This is a genomic window from Niabella drilacis, from assembly GCF_900101395.1.
In the GTDB taxonomy this organism is placed as follows: Bacteria; Bacteroidota; Bacteroidia; order Chitinophagales; family Chitinophagaceae; genus Niabella; species Niabella drilacis.
Genome location: NZ_FMZO01000008.1, coordinates 84,296 through 108,433, shown reverse-complemented (window position 1 = coordinate 108,433; position 24,138 = coordinate 84,296). Strand labels below are relative to the sequence as shown.

The window sequence follows — 24,138 nt, the reverse complement described above, 5'->3', positions numbered from 1 at the left end:
TATCACAATTTTTATTTCTTTTAAAATAGTAATAATGAGGCTTTCAATAAAAAAATATACAGCGGCGGCAGCAGTTCTGTTGTTCCTGGGTGGCTGTAACAAAGATTTTCTAAACAAAGTCAACCCCAACCTTCCCGTAGAAGCAACCTATTGGCAAACGGAGTCTGATGCACTGGCTGCCATTCCTACCATTTATTCACCCATCCGCAATCAAATGGATGGCTATTTCGGTGCTTATTCCGGCTATCAGACCCTGAACAGGGCCGATGACATGTGGTTCCTGATTGGTGAAGAGCCCTTTACCTGGGAGTATGTTAATTTCCTTAACTCCGCCGGTACCGCGGGAAGCAATTTTGGAGACCTGTACAAAGGGATCAACAGGGCCAATGTATTTATGAAAAATATTGACCGGGTAAAAATGGATGACGGTAAGAAGAAACAGATGATCGGTGAGGTAAGCTTTTTACGGGGCATGTACTATTTTTTGCTGGCTGCCAATTTTGGCGATGTGCCGCTGCGATTGTTGCCCGCAGGCGATGATCCGGACGGCGGTAATAAGCCCTCCTCACCGGAAGCGGATGTATGGAAGCAGGTTATAGCAGATTTTAAGGTAGCCAAGGAGAACCTGCCTGTGAGCAGACCTGACGGCGAGAAAGGCCGGGTTACCAGGGGCGCAGCTATCGCATACCTGGGTAAGGCCCTGGTATATACCAAACAATACCCCGAGGCCGAGACCGAGTTAAAGGCCCTGCTCACCGCACCTTATAACTATGATTTAACGGAGAACTTTGAAGACAATTTTAAAGAAACCACCGAGTTTAACAAAGAGTCGGTATTTGAATTATCCTATGATGGATTTTTGGGTTCCGGCGGAATATGGGGCAATGATTGCGCCTCCTGCCAGCTGGGTTTTGCATTACCCAATTTTTGCGGACCGGCTGGTACCGGCGCCTGGTTTAAATTAGTGCCGGGTATATCCATTGTACGCGATTTTGTAAGCGAAGAGCGTCCCGCAGGCTCTGATACCCGTTTCGACAAACGGATGTACACCAGCTTCTTCTGGAAGTACTCCGATTATGAAACAGGGTTGACCGATGGCTCCTGGTTTGGCAATCATGATTTCGATTGGCTCTGGCATGAAGCCCAGGCAAAAATGTCGGTAAACACAGGATTGACCTATCCGAAAATAGGTGATAAGGCCGGACGTTTCCTGTTAAAAAAATACACCAATTTTTACAAGAACGAAGAGGGCGCCAACAGTATGTACAATGCGGCCAATAACAATAATAACCTGCGCGTGATCCGTTTTGCCGAGGTCCTGTTGCTTCATGCAGAAGCCTGTATTAAAAACGGGAACCTGCAGGACGCGATCACCGATCTGAAGCGCATCCGGAAACGCGCCGGGCTTAACGAAAACAAAACCTGGGCAGGTGCCGGTGAACTGATGAACGAAGTGGTTCGGCAGAATGAACTGGAGTTTTTCTTTGAAGGGCATCGCTTCTTTGACCTGAAACGCTGGTACACACCGGCCGAAATGAAGCAGATCTTTGTGACCAATCAAAAGCAGGGCGCCAATAATTTCCAGCCCAAGCACTACTATCTGCCCATTCCCGAATCGGAGATAAATACCAATACAGCAGTGCAACAGCACACATTGTGGCGTTAGACAAGTCATACTACAGGATGGAAGATAAGCGCGCTGCCTGGCACAACCCGCCGGCAGCGCGCATTTCCGGCAGCTGGCCCTTAATGGTTTTAGTCCGGTAATCTGTTTCGTTTTTATCTCTCCAACAGAAAGGTCATTTGATTACTGCCCGGTATGGCAAACGATCCGGCAGTTTAAAAGCAACATTAAACAACATCCGACATGCTGATAACCCGCTCCCGTCACTTAAAAAGGAATCGTATAGTCCCCGGCCTGTTATTAGGACTGGTGCTATTGCTATTTTCCTGTACACGCCGTGATGATGGGCTTACAAACATGCCATCAAAACAATCCCTGAGCGACAGGGCAGATCAGGGGGACTTATTGCTCGATATTTCCAGGAATAACGGGGAATATATTTTTAATTTTGAACAGGGATCGTTGCAGGTTCCGGTACAGGACATTACAAAGATTGTACCCGAGCCTGAACGCTGGCGCACCGGGATCACCTTTAGCGACGGCTCCGGGCTGGTTATCCCTGCCAAAGGTACCAGCCTCGACTATATAGTGGAGGATATAACGCTTAACCCGTCAGGTTACAACCCACTCGCCGCCCTCGTAAATGTATGGCTGCCCACTTATGGCCGGGTAAAGGTAACCGTACACGGTAAAAACGGGGAGGCGGGCACCATTACACACCTGTGCCACGAGGATAAGCCACGCCAGAGCGTGCCTGTTTTTGGCCTGTATGCCGGCTACGACAATACAGTAGATCTTACCTTTACCGACCGGGAAGGCCGGGAGCGCGGCAGCACAACAATCCATATCCGAACAACGCCGCTTACCGTACAGGATTTTCCCAAATGGAAACTGGTAAAAAGCCAGCCGGGAAAAATGGAGCCGGGGATCAATCTGGTTAACTATCCCGGGATGTCGGAAGCAGATGTGTCGCTGCCTTATATGATCGACAACGAAGGGGAGTTACGATGGTTATTGCTTTTAAAATCATCGCCCAACCTGCAAAAGCTTTCCACATCCATCGGCTTAAAGCGCACAAAAAAAGGAACCTTCATCGCCGGGGACCAATTGCAGCCAAGGATCGTAGAACTTGATATGTTCGGGAACCTGCTGCATCAATGGGATCTTCAAAAGCCAGGCTATACCTTTCATCACGAAATCAAAGAAGCGGCCAATGGAAATTTCCTGATCACCGTTACCAGTCCTGCAGCACGTTTAACGAATGGGCAGCCACGCATCAATGACCATATCATCGAGCTGAACCCGGAGTCCGGCGCACTGGTCAGTGAATGGGATCTTGCCAACCTGCTCGATACCGCCCGCTATGTAAAACCTGATGGGATCACGCCTCCGCAATACTCCCAGAACCCTACAAACTGGGCACATAATAATTCAATTAATGAAATCGGAAATGACCTGCTGGCCACCGCAAGGTACCAGGGTATTTTCCGTTTTACCCATGCCGGCAAACTCCGGTGGATCATCTCTCCTCATAAATACTGGGGAGCCGCCTATCAACCCTACCTGTTAAACCCGGTGGATGAAAACGGCCTTCCGGTAACGGACCCGGCCGTTATTAACGGCGATGCGCATACAGCAGGCTTCGACTGGCCCTGGGGCCCGCATACTCCTGTTGTGATAGCCGATGACCATATCCTGGTATTTGACAACGGGTATAACCGTAATTGGATACCCAATTTTAGCCCGGGCGTCACCAACTACAGCCGCGTAGTGGAGTACCGGATCGATGAAAATAAAAAGACTGTACAGCAGGTTTGGTCCTTTGGCAAAGAACGGGGCGCAGAGGGCTTTTCACAGGCTATTTCCGGGGTACAGCTCCTGCCCCAGACCAGGCACGTATTGTTCTGCCCGGGGATGGGGGTACCCACTTCCATCGGATCCGGCGGGCGTATCATCGAAATAGATCCCACAACCAACGAGGTGCTATTTGAAATGGAGATCGCTACGCCCAGCGGTACCGCATTTCACAGGGTGAACCGTATGCCCCTTTACCCGGAGACGCTCTGACAATGCTTTAAGAGCCTCCTGTAAGAAAGACAGCAATTATGACAGAACATTTTGAGCAACGTTTGGAAACGATCATCCGCGAACAGGAACAACTGATCTCAAAAATAAACACGCCATTGAGCGACTACAATGGCATTGTACGCAGATACCGGAACCCCGTTATTACCCGGCAGCATGTTCCGGTTGCCTGGCGCTATGACCTGGACCCCTGCACCAATCCGCTTTGCATGGAGCGCATAGGCGTGAATACCACATCCAACTCCGGAGCCATTAAATGGAAGGGCCGGTACCTGCTGATGGTACGGGTGGAAGGCGTTGACCGCAAATCCTTTTTTGCTATAGCCGAAAGTCCCAACGGCATCGACCAGTTCCGCTTCTGGCCAAGACCGGTATCATTACCGGACCTGTCACCTTCGGAAACAAATATCTACGATATCCGGCTTACAGTACATGAAGACGGCTGGATCTACGGCATCTTTTGCAGCGAGCGGCACCATCCGGAAGCCGCCCCCGGCGACCATTCGGCCGCCCTTGCCGCCTCAGGCATTGTACGTACCCGCGACCTTGTCAATTGGGAACGGTTGCCCAACTTCAGTGCAGCAAGCCAGCAACGGAACGTTGTACTGCACCCCGAATTTGTGAACGGGAAATATGCACTCTATACCCGGCCGCAGGACAGTTTCATTCTTGCCGGCAACGGCGAAGGCATTGGCTGGGCATTGATCGATGATCTTTGCTCCCCCGTCATTCATTCGGAGAAGATCATTAACAGCCGGCAGTACCATACCATCAAAGAACTGAAGAACGGTGAAGGCCCCCCGCCTATTAAAACGGCCAGGGGCTGGCTACACCTGGCGCATGGAGTGCGCAGCTGTGCTTCAGGTCTGCGTTATGTATTGTATATTTACCTGACTGCGCTCGATGATCCTTCCAGGTTAATTGCGGAGCCCGGGGGATACCTGCTCGCACCCGAAAATGAGGAGCGCACCGGTGATGTATCCAACGTGTTGTTCTCCAACGGCTGGATCTCCGATGATGATGGCACCGTGTACATTTACTATGCATCCAGCGACACCCGCATGCATGTGGCCGTATCGACCATTGACCGGCTGCTGGATTACTGCCTGCATACGCCCCGTGACGGCTTCCGGTCGGCAGAATCGGTAAAACGGATCAATGAGCTGATCGATAAAAACAATGCCTTCCTGGAACGGTATGCATAAAAGAAAGCTTTTTTGAGCCGTCGCCCCGGTGAACCCGGCATTACTTTGCAAAGAAAACAGCCTTTCTATGCCGTCAATAAGGAACAGGAAGCCGATATTTGCTTATCTGACGATATAAAAGGTTAAAAAAACTTTGCATGAAGCTTGATTGGATCGATGCGGCTATTGTTGCCATATACCTGATCGCAATGATCATTATCGGGCTATTGCTCAAAAAAAAGGCATCAAAGAATATGGATGCCTACCTGCTGGGCGGAAAAACCCTTCCCTTTTATTTACTGGGGCTCTCCAACTCATCCGGCATGTTTGATATTTCCGGAACCATGTGGCTGGTATACCTGGCTTTTACCTATGGGTTAAAGAGTCTCTGGATCCCCTGGCTGTGGCCGGTGTTCAACCAGATCTTTATGATGGTTTATCTCTCCGTATGGCTGCGCCGTTCGGGGGTACGCACCGGCGCCGAATGGATCGGTACCCGGTTTGGGCAGGGCAAAGGTGCAAGGCTTTCGCACACTATTGTTGTCCTGTATGCCATTATCGGCGTTATCGGGTTTCTTAGCTATGGCTTTGTAGGCATTGGCAAATTCATCGAAGTGTTTCTTCCCTGGAGTTCAGTGGCCCCCTATCTTCCTTTGCGTATTGATCCGCAATATGCCCCGCATCTTTATGGTATTTTCTTTACGGCCATTGCCACTTTTTATGGTATGCTGGGCGGCATGAAGGGGATCGTATGGGCAGATGTGATCCAGTTTGTCATTAAAACAACGGCCGGGATCGTGATCGCGGTTACGGCCATTACCCGGGTAAGCCCGGAACTGCTGGCAGCCCATACGCCTGCGGGATGGAATACCCCATTCTTTGGATGGACCCTGGACCTGGACTGGAGCCGGCTGCTGCCCGTTATCACCAATAAGATCGCAGAAGACCAATATGGTCTTTTTGCCATTTTTGTAATGATGATGTTATTCAAGGGCATCTTCTTCAGCATGGCCGGTCCCGCACCCAATTATGATATGCAGAAGATCCTTGCCTGTAAAAGCCCCCGGGAAGCTGCTTTAATGAGTGGTTCGGTATCTGTATTCCTGCTGATCCCGCGGTACCTGATGATCATGGGATTTACCGTACTGGCGGTTGTGTTCTTCAGTAGTGATTTCCGCCTGCAGGGCACCGGCATTGATTTCGAAACCATACTCCCCAGGGCCATTCACCAGTTCCTGGGCGTGGGACTTACGGGCTTGTTGCTGGCCGCCCTCCTGTCTGCCTTTATGTCTACCTTTGCCTCCACCGTCAACGCAGCTCCGGCCTACCTCATCAATGATGTATACCTGAAATACATCAACCCGGATGCTTCCTCCAGGGTACAGATACGCGCCAGCTACGTCATTGCAGTAGCAGTGGTCGTCTTCAGCACTATTATCGGCATTTACATCCACAACATTAACTCCGTGCTGCAATGGATCGTTTCTGCTTTATATGGTGGCTATATTGCAGCCAACGTATTAAAGTGGTACTGGTGGCGTTTTAATGGCAATGGGTTTTTCTGGGGAATGCTCACCGGCATTGCCGCAGCCATGATCATCCCGGAATTTTTCCCGGATACACTGCCCCTCTATTATTTCCCGGTGCTGCTGCTCCTGTCTCTTGCCGGTTGTATTGCAGGCACCCTTACGTCGAAGCCGACAGACATGGATACCCTGGTCCGCTTTTATGTAAAAGTACGTCCCTGGGGTTTCTGGAAGCCGGTGGCAGAAGAAGCCTGCAACCGCTATCCCGGGCTCAGGACCAATACCGCTTTCGGGCGTGATATGCTAAACGTGGCCGTTGGCATCATCTGGCAATGCTGCCTTACGCTGATCCCCATGTACATTGTGCTGCAGCAACAGTTATCCCTGTTCAATACGATCCTCGTCCTGGGCATTACCACCTGGATCCTGAAAAAGAACTGGTACGATAAAATGAACCGCGAAGAAGAAGCATACAACCTGTTTATGAAGACCCTGATAAAAGAGCCTTCCGGGGAGCAGGGCAACTGCGGGGAGGAACGGCAGCAAGGCCAGCAGAAGTACCAGTAATAGTGAAAAATACTTCAGCATCATTCTTACCGGCTTTTTAAACGGGAGCCCTTACATCCACTGGTAGTTGACGAAAAGTGAGATAACTTTGTCCCAAACAACGGGCCGGGTTCATCAAGTGTAAAAACGGGCCCGGCCCTGAAAGCTTATCCGAAAAGCGTACTGCTCAGGTACCGGTCGCCACGATCGCAGGCAATAAACACAATGGTTCCTTCCTGTATCTCTGATGCCATCCGGAAGGCCGCAGCAGCCGCACCCCCGGTGCTCATACCTGCAAATACCCCTTCCTCTTTTGCCAGCCTCCGTGTATAACTGACAGCTTCTGCCTCGGTAATATCCATTACGCGGTCTACTCTCCCTGGATCAAATATCCTGGGAAGATAGGCTTCCGGCCATCTCCTGATACCGGGAATGGAAGCCTCTTCGGTTGGCTGACATCCAATGATCTGTACATCGGGGTTTTGCTCCTTTAAAAACCGGGAGCATCCCATAATGGTACCGGTCGTCCCCATCGCGCTTACAAAATGTGTAACAGCGCCGCCGGTATCCCTCCATATTTCGGGACCCGTGGTTTTATAATGCGCGCCCCAGTTATCATCGTTCGCAAACTGGTTTAAGATAAAAGCCTCCCCTTCGGCAGCTTTCGCTTCTGCATAGTCACGGCAGGTTTCCATTCCTGTCAGCAATGTTACCCGGGCACCAAAAGCCTCCATGGTCAATGTCCGCTCCCGGGTAGAAGTATCGGGCATTACCAGCTCCAGCTCAAGGTCATAAAACCGTGCTATCATGGCCAGGGCAATACCGGTGTTTCCACTGGTGGCTTCCACCAGTTTATCCCCGGGTTTTATAGCGCCCCGTTCCAACGCCGAAGCGATCATATTTAAAGCCGCACGATCCTTAACGCTGCCACCGGGATTATTGCCCTCCAGTTTGGCAAATACCTTAACTTGAGGGTTGGGATTAAGTTTTCTGAGTTCCACCATGGGGGTATTGCCCACCAGGTCCAGTAAAGAAGCCATATCGAAACAAATTCTAAAATTACAAAATCCAGCTGTTGGCCTCCAGCCATTAGCTGTCGGCTATCCGAGCAGCAGGCACAAAGTTTCAGCATTCAACATAAAACCCTGTACCGTTGATTCCGATAGCCATCGGGGAAACACCTGAAACAGATACAGGAGCAGATCGCTACTCCAGTATTTCCTGCTCCACCAGGTCGATGGACGGCCGGTGGTATACTTTTGAATTGGGCGGTATACTCCGCGTAAGCCATACGTTCCCGCCCACAATACTGTTGCTGCCGATCACCGTGTCACCCCCAAGTATGGTGGCATTGGAATAGATCACCACGCCATCTTCTACTGTAGGATGGCGCTTGCGGTCCATAAGGCTCTTATCCACGCTAAGGGCGCCCAGGGTAACGCCCTGGTAGATCTTTACATGCGCACCAATGAGGGTCGACTCCCCGATCACTGTGCCGCTGCCATGATCAATACAGAAATACGCACCGATGGTGGCGCCGGGATGGATATCGATACCGGTAATGCCATGCGCATGCTCGGTAAGAATGCGGGGCAGATGCGGGATCTGCAGGCTTAACAGCCCATGGGCTATACGGTAATAAGCAATGGCAAAAAAGCCGGGATAAGCGCGGATCACTTCGAACCTTGTTTTGGCCGCGGGATCACCGGAAAGAATTGCTTCAATATCCGTGTTCAATAAGCGATACAATTCGGGTAACCGCCTGAAGAAGCTGCCTGCTTTTTTTGATACCTGCTCACAGGTATCAGTAAGTTCCATAATGGCCTTCAGTTCTTTTTCCCGGAGCTCCAGCTTATGATGCACCTCATCTATGCTGATAGGAAAACAATCAGCACGCTCAGGAAACAGCAGGCAGATCAGCGCATCTGCCCAGGCGGCAATAACATGATTCGGAGGCACTGCGGGCACTCCTTTTTGCGATTCAAATATCTGTTGGTAAAATTGTTTGTCCATATTCACATGATCCTTCCCCACAAATCTACCACAATAATTAAAAACCCGGGGTAAAAAGTAGCAAAAGGCCAGGTCAACCGTATCTGAACCCGCTTCCGGACATTATTTTACCGATGCTATTGCCGGTCCCGGCTAAGGAGAACGGCATTCCATCGAATACCAGCACCCACAATATGTAGGAACCATTTTCACGCAATATCTTTACAGCGGTTTAGAGGGCTAAGAGTGGGGTTCGTAATCTTTCCAGACCGTCGTACACCCCTCTTATTTTTTACCTGGCAGAAAACATACCTGCTTTGTATGCGGTACCTACCGCTGAAATAGCCCGCAAAAAACAACACTGTGCTACTTACTTTCCAGGCTCTTCATAAAGGCAATAATATCTTCTTTTTCGTTCTCGGTAAGATGCAGATTTTCCCGGGGAAGCGTCTGATTGGGCAGATAGATCCCCAAACCCGCACCCCCTCCCTTATTATAAAACTCCAGTAGCTGATCCAGGGTCTGGTATACTCCATTATGCATGTAGGGCGCCGTCTTATCAATATTCCTGACGCCGGGAACCTTAAATGCATTTTTATAGGAATCGATGCCGATCACCCTGTAATAACCAGGATCCGGGTCCAGTGTGGAATCTGTAAGCGAAGCAGGAACGCCCAATACCTCTGTTTCACTTCCAACATACTTGGGAGGAACGATTCCATTGAACAAAGGAATAAAATGACAGGTAGCACATTTTGCTTTTCCCGCAAACAGGTTAAAACCCCTCAATTCCTGCCCCGACAAAGCGCCGTCATCACCGCGCATATAGGCATCGAACCGGCTGTTAAGCCTTGTAAGGCTGCGTACATAGGAAGCCAGCGCATTCGTTACCTCATCCGGATGAATATCCGGCTCTTTCTTTGCAGGGAAAGCCTTTGCCAACAAGGGGCGGTAGCTGCCATTCCCCGCAATATATTTTATGACAGCCTCCATGGAGCCATCCATTTCTGCTTTGTTACAGATCACATCCCGCACCTGGTCCTCCAGGGTAAGCGCTTTCATGTCATAGAAGTAGTTCGACTGTAGGGCGGCATTAAGCAGGGTTGGCGCATTTCTTTCCAACAGTTTTGCAGGATCGCGGATATCAGCCGGCCGGGCCAGACCGTCTGTATATGCCCGTTCGGGTTGGTGACAGGAGGCGCAGCTCCGGGTGCCGGTACCCGACAACGATGCATCAAAAAAGAGTTTTTCACCCAATCTTATTTTGGCATCGGTTATATGAAATTCCGGTCCCGGGGCAAATGCATTCACATTGAACGCATCGGGGTCAAACAAGGTTCCTGCCTCCTGCCGGAGCATCCGGTTGTACTGGATCCCCGGAGACGGCAATGCTTTCTCCAGCAGGGCGATGCCGGTACTGATCTTATTGGCAAAACGGGTTATGAATGCCGCTCTGTCAAAGGCAATAAAACCGGGGTTTTGATGAAGGTATGCAATAGCAGCATCCAGATCAGACAACAGGGGCGTTTGCTGCTTTTTACCGGTATACCAGGTGAGGACATCCCGCAGGCTTTTTAACGACACCGACGATTCCTCCATACTGTTCAAAGAAAGCGCATTGTCATACCCGGTAATGCCCAGGGAAATGACCCGGAATATTTCCAGTTTGGCAGCGTCCAGTATCCGCCAGTCAGCCAGCGGGTGATCAGCAAAATAAGCAACCAGGTATCCCGTATTGGTCACCAGATGTTCTGCTTCACTGATCAGCGCCTTTCTCCCCGCAGTATCGTATACCGGGTAGATCAGCTGTTCGATCATCTGCAACCCCATCGGATCAATAGCGCGGGCCAGCGATGGGTCCAACAGGTCGGCATTCTCGATCTCCTCTACAGGCGGTCCGTTTAACCGTTCTGTCAGGTCTGCCGCAAAATAGGCGGCAGCCCATTCAAATTCCTTAAATAATAGTCTTGATCTCAAAAACACCTGCTGCAGTCTTTGCAGGTCCGGCTTTTTTTTGCTGACCTCCACAAGCAGGGTATCTTTTACATAATTGCGGAAGAAAACGATCTGGTTAAAAACGGTTGCCTGGATTTTCCGTTCGCGCGGGCCCGCTGCCGCATGATCCCAACCCGGATAAAAAGAGGAAAAGCTTACAACAAGTAGCCCTGTAAACAACAACGCTGCTATTCCAATCGCTTTATACATAACACAGCTCCCCCGGGTCAACCGTGGTTATTTAAAGATGAGGGCATTCCTGAACGGGCTTGCATTCTTATCCCGTTCGGCCAGCGGAGCTGTGCCCCATCTATGTGCAATGAAAGAAAGAATGCTTACCGTTTCATACTGGGTATGGTCTACATGGTTCTTCTTTGCGAAGGGCCCGATAACAATGGCCGGGATACGGCTTCCGGGTCCCCATCGGTCGATAACCGGCGGAGGTACATGATCAAAGAAACCGCCAAACTCATCATAGGTCAGTACCACCAGCGCATCCTTTGCGTTGGGCCCCTCCAGCACCGCGTTGATCAGGTTCACAGCCAGCTGCTCTGAAGAATATACATCGGAACTGCCCGGGTGCTCGTCATTTCCGCCCCCGGGTTTCACAAATGAAACGCTGGGCAATGTACCTTCTTTTGCTGCTTTTATAAAATCGTTCTGGTCTTTCAGATGCTTCCGTCCTTCTGTGCCTTCTTCGTATTTGGCAAAGTACAGGAAGGGCTCGTGGTTATATGCAAAATTATTCTTCCGCCCGGCCACTGCATCATCCCATCCTTCCGAGTACCAGGCCCAGGATACGCCTTTCTCGCTCAGCCGGTCTCCGATCGTCGGCATCGTTTGGGAAGGCAATAATTTGGATGTATCCGATTTCAGGGGATAGGGCCAGTTCCGGGACAGCACATGATTGACCGCATAACCATCCGGCGTAACGATCCCGTCTTTTTTCATCCTGCCCGCTGCATCTACCTCGGCGATCATCGATTTGGGAGCGTTGGGCCAAACGGGTGCAGCTGCCGCAATCAGGTATACATGGTTAAAATAGGAGCCGCCGAATACGCTCTGAAAAAAGTTATCGCATAACGTGTATTGCCGGGCTATCGGGTACAACGGCAGCTTCCTGGTGTTGTAGTAACCCATTGCCAGCCCTTTGGAATCGTTATAGGCGGCAAACTGATCCATCTTGCCCCCATTTATCTGCAACTGGTTGTGATAAAACCGGTGTGTAACATCCGGCGTTTTTTTATCAGAAGGTACGTATTGATCGATATTAAAAAGCTTATTGGGCAGGTTGGTAGGAAAGGCATTGTTCCTCGGAATCTCGGGCAGGTACTTATAAGGGATCCCCTTCGCATCTACCTGTACAATTTTTTTCCGTTGGGCGTTCCGGATTCCGTTTACTCCTTTGAACTCACCATACAGGTTATCAAAGCTGTGGTTTTCCATATAAATCACCACCAGGTGGTTGATCTGCCGGATCCCCTCGTCAAATGAAACATCCCCTCGCTGGGCTTTTTTGCTGGTTCCGCAACTGCTGATCCCGAAAACAATAAGGAAGATAAAAAAAAACCGTTGTATAGACATCCTGCTTTCCTTTTTGAAGATTTAATAATTAATAAAAGATGTATGGGGCTGGTTAAAGAGCTTACCGGAACCTGATCCGCAGGTATCCTGTTACTCAGATCCCAGGCATTTTTAATCGTTCTGAAAGCCTCAATTTTCATTGCGGCGGTTACAAACTTACAGCATTTTGTCTTAAACGGTCATTATTGATCCAGGGCAAACGCATCTAAATTGGGTAAAAAGAGCGCACCAGGAACATTTTCAGGCATTGTATGCCGTGTGTTTATAGCAAGGTATTAAAGCGGAAACCCCGGCTCCTGCAGGAGCCGGGGTGATCAAAACAGCACATTGTTATAAACGCGCAGCTCCGCCGGAGCTGAGCAATGCTGAAACCAGATGCGTTTGCCCTGATTATTGATCAGATCCAAGCAAGCTTTTTGCAGGTTGCTGCCGGAGTTCTATTACGGCAGGCCTCATAAAAAAAGGAGCACCGGCCTGTGGCGGTACTCCTGTATTCTGAATCAGTTCCTGTATTACTTTACCGAAAATTTATAGTAAGAAACCGTATGATAAGCAGTACCTGGTTTTAATTCCACACTCGGGAATGCAGGCTGGTTGGGCGAATCCGGGAAATGCTGCGTTTCTGCGCAAAAAGCTCCGCGATGAATATCCTTTGCCCCGGATTTCAGGGTATTCTTCCCTTCATTGAAATTACCGCTGTAAAACTGCAATCCCGGTTCCTGGGTATAAATATCCATTACGATGCCGGATTGATCACCGGTAAAAGTGGCAGCATGTGTTAACCCATAATCGCCCTTTGTACCATTCAGTACATAATTATGATCATAGCCTCTTCCATATTTCAGCTGCGTATTGTCTTCCCCGATACGCGCGCCGATCGCAACCGGTTTTGTAAAATCGAAAGGCGTTCCGGCAACAGGGTCCAGCTTACCGGTCGGGATCAGTGTAGAATCCACCGGTGTATACTGATCTGCATAAATCTGGGCAGTCTGCTGCAGGATATCGCCGCTTCCCTCCCCATTCAGGTTAAAATAAGCATGGTTGGTCAGGTTCACAATCGTGTTCTTGCTGGATGTTGCCTGGTACTCCATTTTTATGGCGTTGTCTGCAGTAACACTATAGGTAACTTTTACCTTCAGTTCACCCGGGAAGCCTTCTTCCATATCCGGGCTGGTATAGCTCAGCTCAAGGGTACTGTCGTTGGGCTGGGCAGCGTCCCATACTACATACTGGAATCCCTTTTTACCTCCATGCAGGTTGTTAGGCCCGTTATTGGCGGCCAGTGTATATTCCCTGCCATCCAGTTTAAACCGGGCTTTGGCTATACGGTTTCCGTAACGCCCGATGGTTGCACCCAGGTAGGCTTCAGTTGCGTTCCTGTAGCCATCCACACTATTTAAGCCGATAACCACATCCGTGGACTTGCCGGATCTGTCCGGTACCCAAAGCCCTACAATACGGCCACCATAGCTGGTAATAGCCACCCGCATCCCGTTATTGTTCTTTAAGGTATACAACCCGGTTTTCTTACCGTCGATCGTTGCCTCAAAATTTGCGGGGTTCAGCGCCCCTGAACTGTCAGCACCGGCTACCTGGGCGGAATCAGCCGTTTTTTGCGTCTCCTCGTTATTTTCCGGGTTGTTGCAGGCGATTGCTCCCGCTGCCAACACCACCAGCGCTGCCGTCTTAAGAGTTTGATTCATGTTGATCATTTTATTGATTTGATTATTTTCAGGTTTTAAAATTAACGATTATCATCTTCAGGGCACTACCGGGAAAGCTACAATTCTCAAACGGGTGAACCCATAGGGGATCAGCGTAAACGAGCGGAGTTCCGGCTCCACGCGGCCTTTATAGATCCCTTCCCGGTCCGATACGGGCTGATCCGCTACCTTTCCGGCTTCCGACTTCCATCCGGGGATCTGCCTTCCCGCGGCTGTAATGGCAACCGGGGCAAAATCCTGCGTCCATTTGAAACCCGGTTTTAGTGAATGTTCCGTCACCTTTAGACTTCCGGGGTTATCGGCGATCTGCTTCAACAGTCCATAATTCCAGGCATCACCGGTTGAAAGGGTCTCATATGCGCCCTCCGCTGGCTCTGTTCCCCCGGTTACCTGTTCCTTCAGTTTTAAGGCATAAACCAGGGGACCTCTTTCCACGGTTCTTGAGTTGCGGCCCCAGTTTGAGAGCTGAACCTCCATCGGCAACCGGAGCCGGATCTGATCGCCCTGCTTCCAGGTCCTTTTCAGAGTGATCAATCCCTGTTGCGGTTCCGCAGCCTGAACCATGCCGTTCACACGCAGCTCCGGTTTCCTGCACCAGCCGGGGATCCTGAGTAAAAGGGGGAAATCAACAGCCGCTCCCGCAGCTACTTCAAACAGGATCTCATCACTGAACGGGTAGTCTGTTTTTTCAATGATCGTTACCGGCACAGACCCGATACGGGTGGTGAGCCTGCTTGGAGCATAAACGAGGGCTGCAATGCCCCTCTCGCCGGCGCGGTGCCAAAGGTTCCGGACAAACTTGGGCCAGCCCTGGTGCATGTTGGCCAGGCAGCAAGTGTAGCCGCTACGCGCGCCAAACACATTATTCATCTGGCGGTCAAACGGCAATGAAAAATCATACACGCCCCGGTTCACATCTACCTGGTTGGCTATCTGGAAATACTGTTTATAATTAAAATCGGCCGTGGTCTGCGGCGGAAACGCATTAAAGGTCATGCGCTCCAGGGCATCGGCAAACCGGAGGTCGCCTGTAATAGAAAGAGCTTCTTCCATGGAGAACATTGTTTCCACGATCGCGCACAGTTCCGTGCCCTGGGTGGGCAGGTTCCCATGCAGGTCTTCATCCGCTGAAAAGATCCCGTTGGGCAGCCCATGCAGCACCATAATATCTTGCCAGCCCCTGTTCAATATGTCAATATACTTTTTGTCCGAAGTACGCTCATAGTTAAGTGCCGGCTCTTTAATAGCCATTCCTACGTTCACTCCATGACGCGTCATCCAGGCTTTATTATTCTGAAAAGCCGCTGCCTGCATCACCCAGTCGCGCCCACCCAGCATCGTGCTCCAGGGCAGGGACTGATCGCGGATGGTAGCGGCAAGCCTCAGCAAAAACGGCTCTTTAGTGATCCCATAGAGCCATTGTACCACCAGCATATTCTCAGAACCTCTCGAAACAGCCCATTCCGTCCACTTCGAAAGCGGGGCCTTTGGCAGCGCCGCCTCCTGGTAGCGGAAATACCGCAGCATAAACGGGATAACCCGTTTATCGCTGGTGGCACTGTAGTACTGCTGCAGTACTTTCAGCATGACCATCTTGGGCCACCAGTCCTCCCCTTTTTCTGCCGTTGCAATGGTGATGGATTTCCCCGTTTCTTTTTCATACGGGGTTAAAGGACCAAAATATCCCGAAGGCCGCTGGTGATCCAGGGTCCAGTTGATATACCGCAGTACCTTTGCCTTCAGCCGCGGATCATTTAAAAGATAGGCTACAGGCACCGCACCATCCAGCCAGTAAGGCGTTTCTTCCCAGCCGTCGCCGTTGCCGCCCAGCCAGCCATTGTCGTTTTTGATCTTCCCGTGTGTTTCATCCAGGTGGCCCGTGGAATTCGCTGCTACCGTCTGAAGCTGATCCAGCAACCAGCCCTCCGGCTTTACAGCGCCAATATCGAAAGTATTGAATACCCTTGGAGCATAATGCAGGCGTTCTCCCGGCACAGCGGGCTTTACCTGTGCCAGCACACCGGTGGCCAAAAACAGGGAGCAGGTCCCATAATAAATAAGCAGGCGCATACGCAATCATTAATAAGTGTCAAATATACAATAACCGGCACTGCTGCGGGTTTAAAAATTACCGGGCTTTTTCGATCCTTCCAAAACGGATCTTTACGGCATGCCCTGCCGGCGCATTTTTCCGTGAGGTTACAATCCCGATAGTATCGTTTCCAAACAGGTAGATACTTTGCCAGATGGTCTGATGCCAGTCGGCTTCAAAAGGCGCACTGTGCCTCCAGGGCATGTCCTGTTCTTTCCAGGTACGGCCAAAATCCCTGCTTACAGAAACCGTACCCCTGTTGGATGATAACAGCAGGTTGCCATTGGGAAGCGCCAGCACATAAGGAGCGCCCTGATGACCGGGGATGAAGGTGCCCAGCCCTTCCTTCCAGTTGATGCCATCGGCACTGGTTTTATAATAGATGCCGCAGTCCTCTGGTCCGCAAACCTCGTAAACCACGATATAACTCCCGTTCAGCATGCGGTCCACTACCGGCATTCCCGGCCTCGATTGCGGATGTCCTGGTGTATGGGCCACCCAGGTTTCCTTGCCCCAGGTCTTTCCGGCATCCGGTGAAATACGTTGCGCAATAACCTGGCTGTAGGAGGGCGATTCCGTTACATGCTTTTCTGTGGCATACATTACCGCCAGCCGCCCGTCGTTTAAAAAATAAAAATGAGGTTCATACATTCCTTTATCCGGTGTGCCCAAAGTACCCGGGGCGCCTTCGTTAGCATCGATGATACTCAGGAACTGCCAGCTCTTTCCCCCATCGCTGCTTTTATAAACCGGCAGCCGGTATGATTCCTGCCAGCGCACTGAACGACCTGCCAGCAGTACATCCCCTCCGGGCAATTGCACCAGTTGTGCATTGTCCAGATCCCGTCCGGGGTCGGCAATAGTGCTGATCGGTTTCCAGTTTTTACCATTATCGGAGCTTTCCGAAATTTCCAGTTCCAGCCCGCCATGGGCATCTTTTTTGTATCCCCTGTTGCGCAGTACCGTATAGCCGGCCAGCCATTTTCCTGTTGAAAGCTTTAGCAGCCTGGGATATTGCGCGCCATATACCGGTAATTTTTCACCGGCGGCCGTTTGCCTGTAACCTGCGCTGATGGTCACACTGTCTGTCCAGCGGACAGCTATTGCGGGAGGCATTTCCTTTACAACTACAGGCCACCCGTTCCTGTATTCAACACGGTCCAGGTATAGCATGCGGCCATAATTTTTCCTGTCGTATGCTGCCCGCGGAATGGCGTGATAGGCGATCCAGGTTTTCCCGTTCCGGTCTTCAATCACGGAATTATGCCCTGGTGCAACCATCATAGCGTCACGCTCAAGAATCACACTACTTTTATTTGCCGCCACGGCGCCCCTGCGGATATACGGACCCGTAATATTTTTTGCGCGGGCCACCATCACGGCATAGTGTGCCTCCACACCACAACAGTTATCGCCGGAATAATACAGATAATAGTACCCGTTCCGGTAATCGATCCATGCACCTTCCACGAGCCTCCCGTAGTCTTTATCGGCCCCGGCCGGCAAAACAGCATATGTTTCAGCATCCTTTGCAAATGCCGTCATGGAAGGATCCATTTCCCGGATCTGCAGGGGCCGGAAACCAGAACCCCATACCATGTAGTACTTCCCCGACCGGGGATCCCGGATCACCATTGGGTCAATGGCTTCAAAGCCCGGTCCTACGATAAGGGGGCTGCCGGAATCGCGGAAGGGGCCTTCCGGCCGGTCGGCAAAAGCCACGCCAATGGCTTTGCCAGCTGAAGTATCCACGGTTTCCGCAGAATAAAAAAGTACATATTTTTTTAACTGCTCCTGGTACAGCACATGAGGAGCCCAAAAATCGCGGTATCCCCAGGAGGGCTTCTCCGGCAAGGCATCGCCAATAATGCGCCAGTCTTTCAAATTATCCGATACGGCAACCTGGATGTTCATAAACTTAGCTGCTGGTCCGGAATTGGTGGCATATGCATAGTATTTCCCCCCGGCAGTGATCACCGTAGGATCGGGAAAATCGGTAGCGATCGCGGGCGACTGTGCACTCAACTGCAAAGCAGCCGGCAGGATCAAAAAGCAAAGCAGTTTTTTCATTTTACTTCTTTTGGGAAGGCTCCGGCAGTGGTTCGGTTGTTGGAAGGGGGCGGCCGAAATCCGGGGTTCCATCCCTGCGCCAGGTAAACCGCTGCGCACGGGGCGAACGGTGCCCGCCACACCCCTGCCCGGGCCGGGGATTGGCATGATACAGGATCCAGTCTTCCTTACCGTCCGGCGATTTAAAGAACGAATTATGCCCGGCTGCATATACCCCGTTTTCCGGGGCTGCCTTAAATACCGGCTCCGGGCTCTTTACCCAGTTGGCCCGGTTCAACAGGTCACTGTTCTTTTTAAGAGACAGCATGCCCAGGGTATAATTTTCCGTCCAGCAGCCGCTGGCAGAGTACACAATAAAAATGCGGTTGTTGCGGATGAGGAACTGCGGACCTTCATTTACATAAACATGATCCGGAGTTTCGCCTTTGAGATACCCGTATTTTTCCCATTTGTGCTCCGGCTCCGAGATCAGTACCCGCTCCCCTTCGATCGTCCAGGGGTTGCTCATTTTTGCAATATAAATATTCTGCTGCCCGTTGGCATCACCTGCCCACCCGGACCAGATCATGTACAGTTGCCCCTTATACTCAAATACATCTCCATCGATGGCCCATTTATCAGAGGGGTCCGCTATCTTTCCTTTAAACACCCATTCGCCCTGCATCGGATCAGCCGCACTGTTTTCAAGTACATACATCCGATGGTTATGATTATTGCCGTTATCCGCGGCGAAATACATATACCATTTTCCTCTTAAGAACAGGATCTCCGGGGCCCAAAGTTCTTTTGAATACATGGTATTGCGCGGAGGCGTCCAGATGGTTTTCTGTTCTGCATCTTTCAGGTCCGAAAGGTTCCTGGTTTTCCACAACACCAGCCTGTTTTGCGTGGTATGGGTATAATAATAATACCCGTCCTTATAAAAACTGTAGGGGTCTGCCCCGGATGGAAGCAACGGGTTGGTAAACGTCCGCAATGCAGTTGCGTTTTTTGAACCGGAGCATGCCGCTATAAACGCGGTAATAAAAAGAATAGAAAAAAATCGGATCATTTTATGTTGTTTAAAAATCTGAACGTTTCGGGAGCTGCTTTCACTAATGGATCGTTTTTCTTTTTTGAAAACAGCAATTGTATGATCGCTGTTTTTCGGGGGCCAACCTTTGTACCGGAAAAATGGGTATGCAGTACATATTGCCAGTTACCGTTTGCGTCTCTAAAAAGATCCCCATGCCCGGTACCGTTCATACCCACCGTGGTTTTAGAAATCACCGGGTTAGCCGGGTCCTTCGTCCACGGGCCCAGGGGCGATGTACTGGTGGCAACGCCGATGGCATAATCAGGATTGCGGAAATCATTGGCCGAGTAAAGCATATAATAAAGACTTCCTCTTTTGAAAACCGTCGGGCCTTCCGTAACGCTCCATTTAGCATCCTCCGTATTTTCCCAGCCCTGCTCAGCATAGATGCATTCCCTTGCGGTGTTCTCTTTGATTGCTGTCAGTTCACTATCCATTTCTGCTACAAAGATCCGGTTGCCCTCCCGGAGGCGCACATGATAGAGATAGATCTTTCCTTTATCAAAAAACACAAAAGGGTCGATCATCCGCACCGGTCCCTCTAAAGGCACCTGTTTTTCCTGTCTGAACGGTCCCAGCGGGTGACCGGCAACGGCGATGGCAATATGCTCATTTGCCGTATAAGCCATATAAAACCGGCCTTTATACATAAAGACCTGGGGCGCCCAAAAGCCCCGGGTCCCAAATGCATCTCCCGGGGTCAGTACTTTCCCGGCGGCCTTCCAGGAGCGGAGGTCTGTGGATGTATAAGCAATAAAGCCGTTATCCGCTCCCCTGCCATTTGTGCCATACAAATAATAAACCCCATTATGAAAAAAAATAGCGGGGTCTGCCATCAGCGGATTTTGCCCGTCTTCCGTTTGCGCTCTTAACGGTGACGCGCAATACAATGAAACAATAAGGATCATTAAAAAAATACGGTACATATATCTTTTTCTTTTGTTCTGCCTGCAATACTTTTACCCCCGGAAGCCCGCACCTTTATTTCCAAAGGAATCCCCCGGATAAACGTTCAAGGGGACCTCTTCGGAAAGGGCGCCCGATATCCATTGACCGATCATTGACAGAACAGGGTAATGATATCAGGGAACGGGCTGTTATTTTTTCCCGGTCATTAATTTTATAAAGTCTACTTCCTCCTGTTTATAGGGGGATCCGTCTTTCCTGAAAATATCATGGAACCAAAGTGGCGGTTCGCCGGTATATGTTTTTGTCCAGCTGTCCCAGGGATAAATGGTTTGCGATTTGCCATCTACAAACCCCCAGTTGATCATCGCCACCTTATTTTCTTTTGCAACCGGCAATGAGCTCTGGAACGTGCTCTTATTGGGTCTTGCCATATACTCAGTACACCAGAGCGGCTTATGGTAGCGCTGAAGCTGCTGGATCTTTTTCTTTAGCGTCAGCGAGTCGTCATAACAATGGAAAGATACGATATCGGATTCTTCCAGCTGCAGGCGCTCGATCGGCTTCAGGGTACTGTCCGCCTCCCAGTTGCCGGCCCATACACCTGAGGTCAGGGGCTGCGAAGGGTTGGCACTCCGGGCCCATTCAAATGTTTTTTTAAGCAGCGGCAGTACCAGGTCTACCTTATTGGGGATCTCCACTTTTTCATAGGATGCCCCGGTCATATTATCCGGTTCATTCCATACGTCCCAGGCTATGATCCGCTGGTCATTGGCAAATTTGCCCACCAGGGCTTTTACATACCGTTCCAGCCCCGGGTATTGCGTGGAGTCCTTTAACACCTCCTGCCCCGGGCTTTGTACCCAGCCGGAGTTATGCACAAAGGGTTTGGGATCCCGTTGCTTCCCGGCTTTTGGAAAAGGATCCCAGCAGGAATCAAAAATGGTGAACAATATTTTTATTTTATGCCGGTCTGCGATCTCCAGGAATTTATTGATCCGGTCATAGAAACCCTGCTCATCATTTTTAAATACCAGGTCATGCAGGTAAACCCGCATTACGTTCATACCGATCGACTCTGCCATCGCCAGTTCTTTATCGATCGTTGCTGTATCAAACGTTTCCGCCTGCCACATCTCCAGCTGGTTAATAGCCGTACTGGGTAAAAAGTCTGCACCTACATACCAGGGCTGTGCGGCATACCAGTTATTGGCCTGCTGCACGGTCCAGACTTCCCGTATATCCGGCTCTGCATCCGCTTCGTCATTCTGTTCCTGCGAGGTACACGAGACCCCAAAGAGAGCTCCCACAATAGTGACCAGCCCCATAAACTTTACTTTTTTAAATACCCGATTCATGATTTGATGATTGTTTTGAGTTATGGATTATTTTAAATTTCTATTGTGGAGCCCGGGGCGCAGTACGGGCATTCCGCTGATGAGCGCAGAGGGTACCGCTGATTTTCGCAGCAACCCGATCTGCCGGAGTGCTGATAATGAACCGGCGTCAAAATCAACTGTACCTCTTTTCTGCCCCCTGCCTGATGGCTGGTAGCAATACCGGCCGGGGCGCCGCAGCCATTTGTGCCCGCATAAACCTTCCGGAAACATTTCAATAAAATCAATAGCAACTTTTTACTAAATTCATTATCTGTATGAGCTCCCCTAATGCACAACAGGAAAAGCCGAAATACGTAAACGGGCGGCTCCCATCGGGATCAGTTCTACCGTTTCCTCTTTGCCCGCCGCAGTTACCGGGCTTTGGGGTAATACATCTGTAAGCCCATTCCCGTCTATCTTCCAGCCGGGGATCTTTTTAGCCCTGGCGTGCAAAACAACCGGCGCCTGTTCGGGCGTAAAAGGGAAATTATTGCGGGGCCACTGCTTTTTTGTGATACTGAAAAGCGACCCGCTGTTTCCCTTATTATACATCAGGCCGTAGTTCCAGTCAGAAGCGGGCACGATCTCATACGAAGGCCATTTTTCAGGGTCGGCCGATTCCTGCCATTTGGAGTCGCCGATGGCCGAGGCCTTACTGTCGGCCTTTATATACCGCTCTTTGATCTTTAGGGAATACGTCAGCGGGCCCCTGTCAACACTGATGCTGTTCTTATTCTTTGCCCATTCACGCACTTTTATCTCCATCGGCAGCTCCAGTTCTACCTTATCCCCCGTCTTCCATGTCCGTTCGATCCGGATATAAGAGCCGGGTTTAAAATGTTGTGCCGATTTTTTGCCATTGATCAAAACTGCCGCATCGGTACACCAGCCCGGTATCCGTAAATAAAGGGGAAACCGGTTTGCAGATGCGGTGGTTATTACGAAATTCATTTTTTCATCAAACGGGTATTTTCCCGTGCTTTTCACCTGTACAGGGTTTCCATTGCCTACCCGGGCATTCACTACGGCCTCAGCATACAGCAGTGCTGCCAGTCCCTTGTCCGGTGTAGCCATAAACAGGTGTTCTGCATAATAGGGCCAGCCCTGTGCATGATTGTGCTGACAGCACCGGGAGCTGAAAGGATTCATCATCAGGAAGGGGCCCTTATTGTCGATGCCCGGATGGTGATTCTTACTGTCGCTGATCGACATATTTGGGCTGGTGATATACCGCAGCGCTTTAAAATCGGGCATTACCGCTGCAGGATAGGTGTTCAAAGCAACGTCTTCGGCGTTGTCTGCCCAAAACGGATCACCGGTAATTCCGAGCAGGATCTCATCGGAGGCCATTTGCTCTACCATACCACAGGTTTCCACGCCCTGCCGGGGATCTGCATAGCCCTTTCGTGCATTTTCATCTGCCCCAAACATCCCCCCCGGTACGTTTCCAAACCGGTCCCTTACCAGGTGAAAATCGTTATAGGTAGCTTCCAGATCGGACGGGTTACCGGTTTGAAGAAAATAGGTAGCCGGCTCCCTGAAAGACTGGGCAATATTTACATTATGCCAGTTGGGGAGGCTTTCTTTCTGACGCCAGTTGGCCGTATTCCGGTCAATTTTCTTTGCCAGCTCCAGCAGCCATTCGTTATTACCGGTACGGTTGTACAGCCAGTACACGCTTAAAAGATTATCGCCCCCGCGGCTGTTCTCCCAGTAGTCTTTCAGGAACAGGCTGTCCGGCAACCGGTACTCCCATTTAAAGTAACGTTCCATAAATGGCAATACTCTTTTATCATTGGAATATTCATAGTACGACTGTAAACACCAGAGCATGATCATATTTCCCCAAAGATCCGGCCTGCCGTTTTTGAGGATCTCCGGTCCAAAATATCCGTCTGCGCGCTGGCTGGCTAAAACCGCGTTGATCCAGGTCTTTGTTTCTGCTATTATTTTGGGGTCGTTAAGTATATATCCCAGGTTCCCGTATCCTTTTAGCCAATAGGGAACTTCCTCCCAGCCATGATCCCCTTTGCCATCCGTGCTCAGCCAGGCATTGTCCTTTTTTGCCAGCCAGGCACTGATCTCTCCCAATTGCCCGGTAAGGCCGTCGCGCTGGAGCTCCAGGTACTTCAGCAGCCAGCCATTGGGCCGTACCGCACCAACCGGCAATTTTATAAAATGCAGTGGTTGCAACGGCTTTTTGCTGCCTGCATAAAAGTTATTGGTTGCCGCATTATCCGGACGGTCCACATTGGATACAATATCAGCAGCAGTCTTTTGCTGTGCATATCCTGTTACAGTAAGGAACAGGAGCCCTGCTATCCAGCCTTTTTTAATACCAGTCATATTTTCAATT

The 24,138-nt window shown here is 50.5% G+C and carries 15 protein-coding genes; 4 read left to right on the top strand and 11 right to left on the bottom strand.

The features are described from left to right. Positions 1 to 34 precede the first annotated feature (34 nt). From BLS44_RS14995 to BLS44_RS14980, 4 genes are all read left to right on the top strand, one after another. On the top strand, positions 35 to 1,666 hold the full coding sequence (locus tag BLS44_RS14995) for a RagB/SusD family nutrient uptake outer membrane protein (protein ID WP_090390984.1): 1,632 nt from the start codon (positions 35 to 37) through the stop codon (positions 1,664 to 1,666). 315 nt (positions 1,667 to 1,981) lie between these two features. Beyond that, positions 1,982 to 3,691: an aryl-sulfate sulfotransferase gene (locus BLS44_RS14990; RefSeq protein WP_245729223.1), complete on the top strand. Its 1,710-nt coding sequence runs from the start codon at positions 1,982 to 1,984 to the stop codon at positions 3,689 to 3,691. Between the two features lie 38 nt (positions 3,692 to 3,729). After that, positions 3,730 to 4,914 carry a glycoside hydrolase family 130 protein gene (locus tag BLS44_RS14985; protein WP_090390980.1) on the top strand — a complete coding sequence of 395 codons (1,185 nt, stop codon included), beginning with the start codon at positions 3,730 to 3,732 and terminating at the stop codon, positions 4,912 to 4,914. Between the two features lie 137 nt (positions 4,915 to 5,051). After that, positions 5,052 to 6,986, top strand: a complete 1,935-nt coding sequence (locus BLS44_RS14980) for a sodium:solute symporter family protein (RefSeq protein ID WP_090390979.1) — start codon at positions 5,052 to 5,054, stop codon at positions 6,984 to 6,986. A gap of 146 nt (positions 6,987 to 7,132) precedes the next feature. Here the strand turns inward: BLS44_RS14980 and cysM are convergent, their stop codons facing one another. The 11 genes from cysM to BLS44_RS14920 all read right to left on the bottom strand — a co-directional run bounded on the left by cysM (position 7,133) and on the right by BLS44_RS14920 (position 24,128). Continuing rightward, positions 7,133 to 8,005 (bottom strand): cysteine synthase CysM, encoded by an 873-nt coding sequence (cysM, locus tag BLS44_RS14975; RefSeq protein ID WP_090390978.1) that lies wholly within the window; start codon positions 8,003 to 8,005, stop codon positions 7,133 to 7,135. 166 nt (positions 8,006 to 8,171) lie between these two features. Beyond that, complete coding sequence (locus BLS44_RS14970; protein WP_245729222.1) at positions 8,172 to 8,999, bottom strand: serine O-acetyltransferase; 828 nt, start codon at positions 8,997 to 8,999, stop codon at positions 8,172 to 8,174. A 324-nt stretch (positions 9,000 to 9,323) separates the two neighbouring features. Beyond that, positions 9,324 to 11,162 (bottom strand): cytochrome-c peroxidase, encoded by a 1,839-nt coding sequence (locus tag BLS44_RS14965; protein WP_090390974.1) that lies wholly within the window; start codon positions 11,160 to 11,162, stop codon positions 9,324 to 9,326. 27 nt (positions 11,163 to 11,189) lie between these two features. Beyond that, positions 11,190 to 12,536 carry an acid phosphatase gene (gene acpA / locus BLS44_RS14960; RefSeq protein ID WP_090390973.1) on the bottom strand — a complete coding sequence of 449 codons (1,347 nt, stop codon included), beginning with the start codon at positions 12,534 to 12,536 and terminating at the stop codon, positions 11,190 to 11,192. A gap of 512 nt (positions 12,537 to 13,048) precedes the next feature. Further along, entirely contained in the window at positions 13,049 to 14,239 is a 1,191-nt protein-coding gene (locus BLS44_RS14955; protein WP_245729221.1) for an aldose epimerase family protein, read from the bottom strand. 57 nt (positions 14,240 to 14,296) lie between these two features. Further along, positions 14,297 to 16,330, bottom strand: a complete 2,034-nt coding sequence (locus tag BLS44_RS14950; protein WP_090390970.1) for a beta-L-arabinofuranosidase domain-containing protein — start codon at positions 16,328 to 16,330, stop codon at positions 14,297 to 14,299. 58 nt (positions 16,331 to 16,388) lie between these two features. Beyond that, positions 16,389 to 18,422: a family 43 glycosylhydrolase gene (locus BLS44_RS26585; RefSeq protein ID WP_176954434.1), complete on the bottom strand. Its 2,034-nt coding sequence runs from the start codon at positions 18,420 to 18,422 to the stop codon at positions 16,389 to 16,391. Between the two features lies 1 nt (position 18,423). Next, positions 18,424 to 19,473 (bottom strand): glycoside hydrolase family 43 protein, encoded by a 1,050-nt coding sequence (locus BLS44_RS14940; protein WP_090390968.1) that lies wholly within the window; start codon positions 19,471 to 19,473, stop codon positions 18,424 to 18,426. Beyond that, complete coding sequence (locus BLS44_RS14935; RefSeq protein WP_090390966.1) at positions 19,470 to 20,423, bottom strand: glycoside hydrolase family 43 protein; 954 nt, start codon at positions 20,421 to 20,423, stop codon at positions 19,470 to 19,472. The genes BLS44_RS14940 and BLS44_RS14935 overlap by 4 nt, the downstream gene beginning before the upstream one ends. A gap of 171 nt (positions 20,424 to 20,594) precedes the next feature. Beyond that, entirely contained in the window at positions 20,595 to 21,761 is a 1,167-nt protein-coding gene (locus tag BLS44_RS14930) for a glycosyl hydrolase (protein WP_090390964.1), read from the bottom strand. A 306-nt stretch (positions 21,762 to 22,067) separates the two neighbouring features. Next, positions 22,068 to 24,128: a beta-L-arabinofuranosidase domain-containing protein gene (locus BLS44_RS14920; protein ID WP_090390961.1), complete on the bottom strand. Its 2,061-nt coding sequence runs from the start codon at positions 24,126 to 24,128 to the stop codon at positions 22,068 to 22,070. Positions 24,129 to 24,138: the final 10 nt, after the last annotated feature.

Excerpts from the sequence above, each read along its gene's own strand:
- BLS44_RS14995 (WP_090390984.1), top strand. The coding sequence starts at position 35 with ATGAGGCTTTCAATAAAAAAATATACAGCGGCGGCAGCAGTTCTGTTG.
- BLS44_RS14990 (WP_245729223.1), top strand. The coding sequence starts at position 1,982 with ATGCCATCAAAACAATCCCTGAGCGACAGGGCAGATCAGGGGGACTTA.
- BLS44_RS14985 (WP_090390980.1), top strand. The coding sequence starts at position 3,730 with ATGACAGAACATTTTGAGCAACGTTTGGAAACGATCATCCGCGAACAG.
- BLS44_RS14980 (WP_090390979.1), top strand. The coding sequence starts at position 5,052 with ATGAAGCTTGATTGGATCGATGCGGCTATTGTTGCCATATACCTGATC.
- cysM (WP_090390978.1), bottom strand. The coding sequence starts at position 8,005 with ATGGCTTCTTTACTGGACCTGGTGGGCAATACCCCCATGGTGGAACTC.
- BLS44_RS14965 (WP_090390974.1), bottom strand. The coding sequence starts at position 11,162 with ATGTATAAAGCGATTGGAATAGCAGCGTTGTTGTTTACAGGGCTACTT.
- acpA (WP_090390973.1), bottom strand. The coding sequence starts at position 12,536 with ATGTCTATACAACGGTTTTTTTTTATCTTCCTTATTGTTTTCGGGATC.
- BLS44_RS14955 (WP_245729221.1), bottom strand. The coding sequence starts at position 14,239 with ATGAATCAAACTCTTAAGACGGCAGCGCTGGTGGTGTTGGCAGCGGGA.
- BLS44_RS14950 (WP_090390970.1), bottom strand. The coding sequence starts at position 16,330 with ATGCGCCTGCTTATTTATTATGGGACCTGCTCCCTGTTTTTGGCCACC.
- BLS44_RS26585 (WP_176954434.1), bottom strand. The coding sequence starts at position 18,422 with ATGAAAAAACTGCTTTGCTTTTTGATCCTGCCGGCTGCTTTGCAGTTG.
- BLS44_RS14940 (WP_090390968.1), bottom strand. The coding sequence starts at position 19,473 with ATGATCCGATTTTTTTCTATTCTTTTTATTACCGCGTTTATAGCGGCA.
- BLS44_RS14935 (WP_090390966.1), bottom strand. The coding sequence starts at position 20,423 with ATGTACCGTATTTTTTTAATGATCCTTATTGTTTCATTGTATTGCGCG.
- BLS44_RS14930 (WP_090390964.1), bottom strand. The coding sequence starts at position 21,761 with ATGAATCGGGTATTTAAAAAAGTAAAGTTTATGGGGCTGGTCACTATT.
- BLS44_RS14920 (WP_090390961.1), bottom strand. The coding sequence starts at position 24,128 with ATGACTGGTATTAAAAAAGGCTGGATAGCAGGGCTCCTGTTCCTTACT.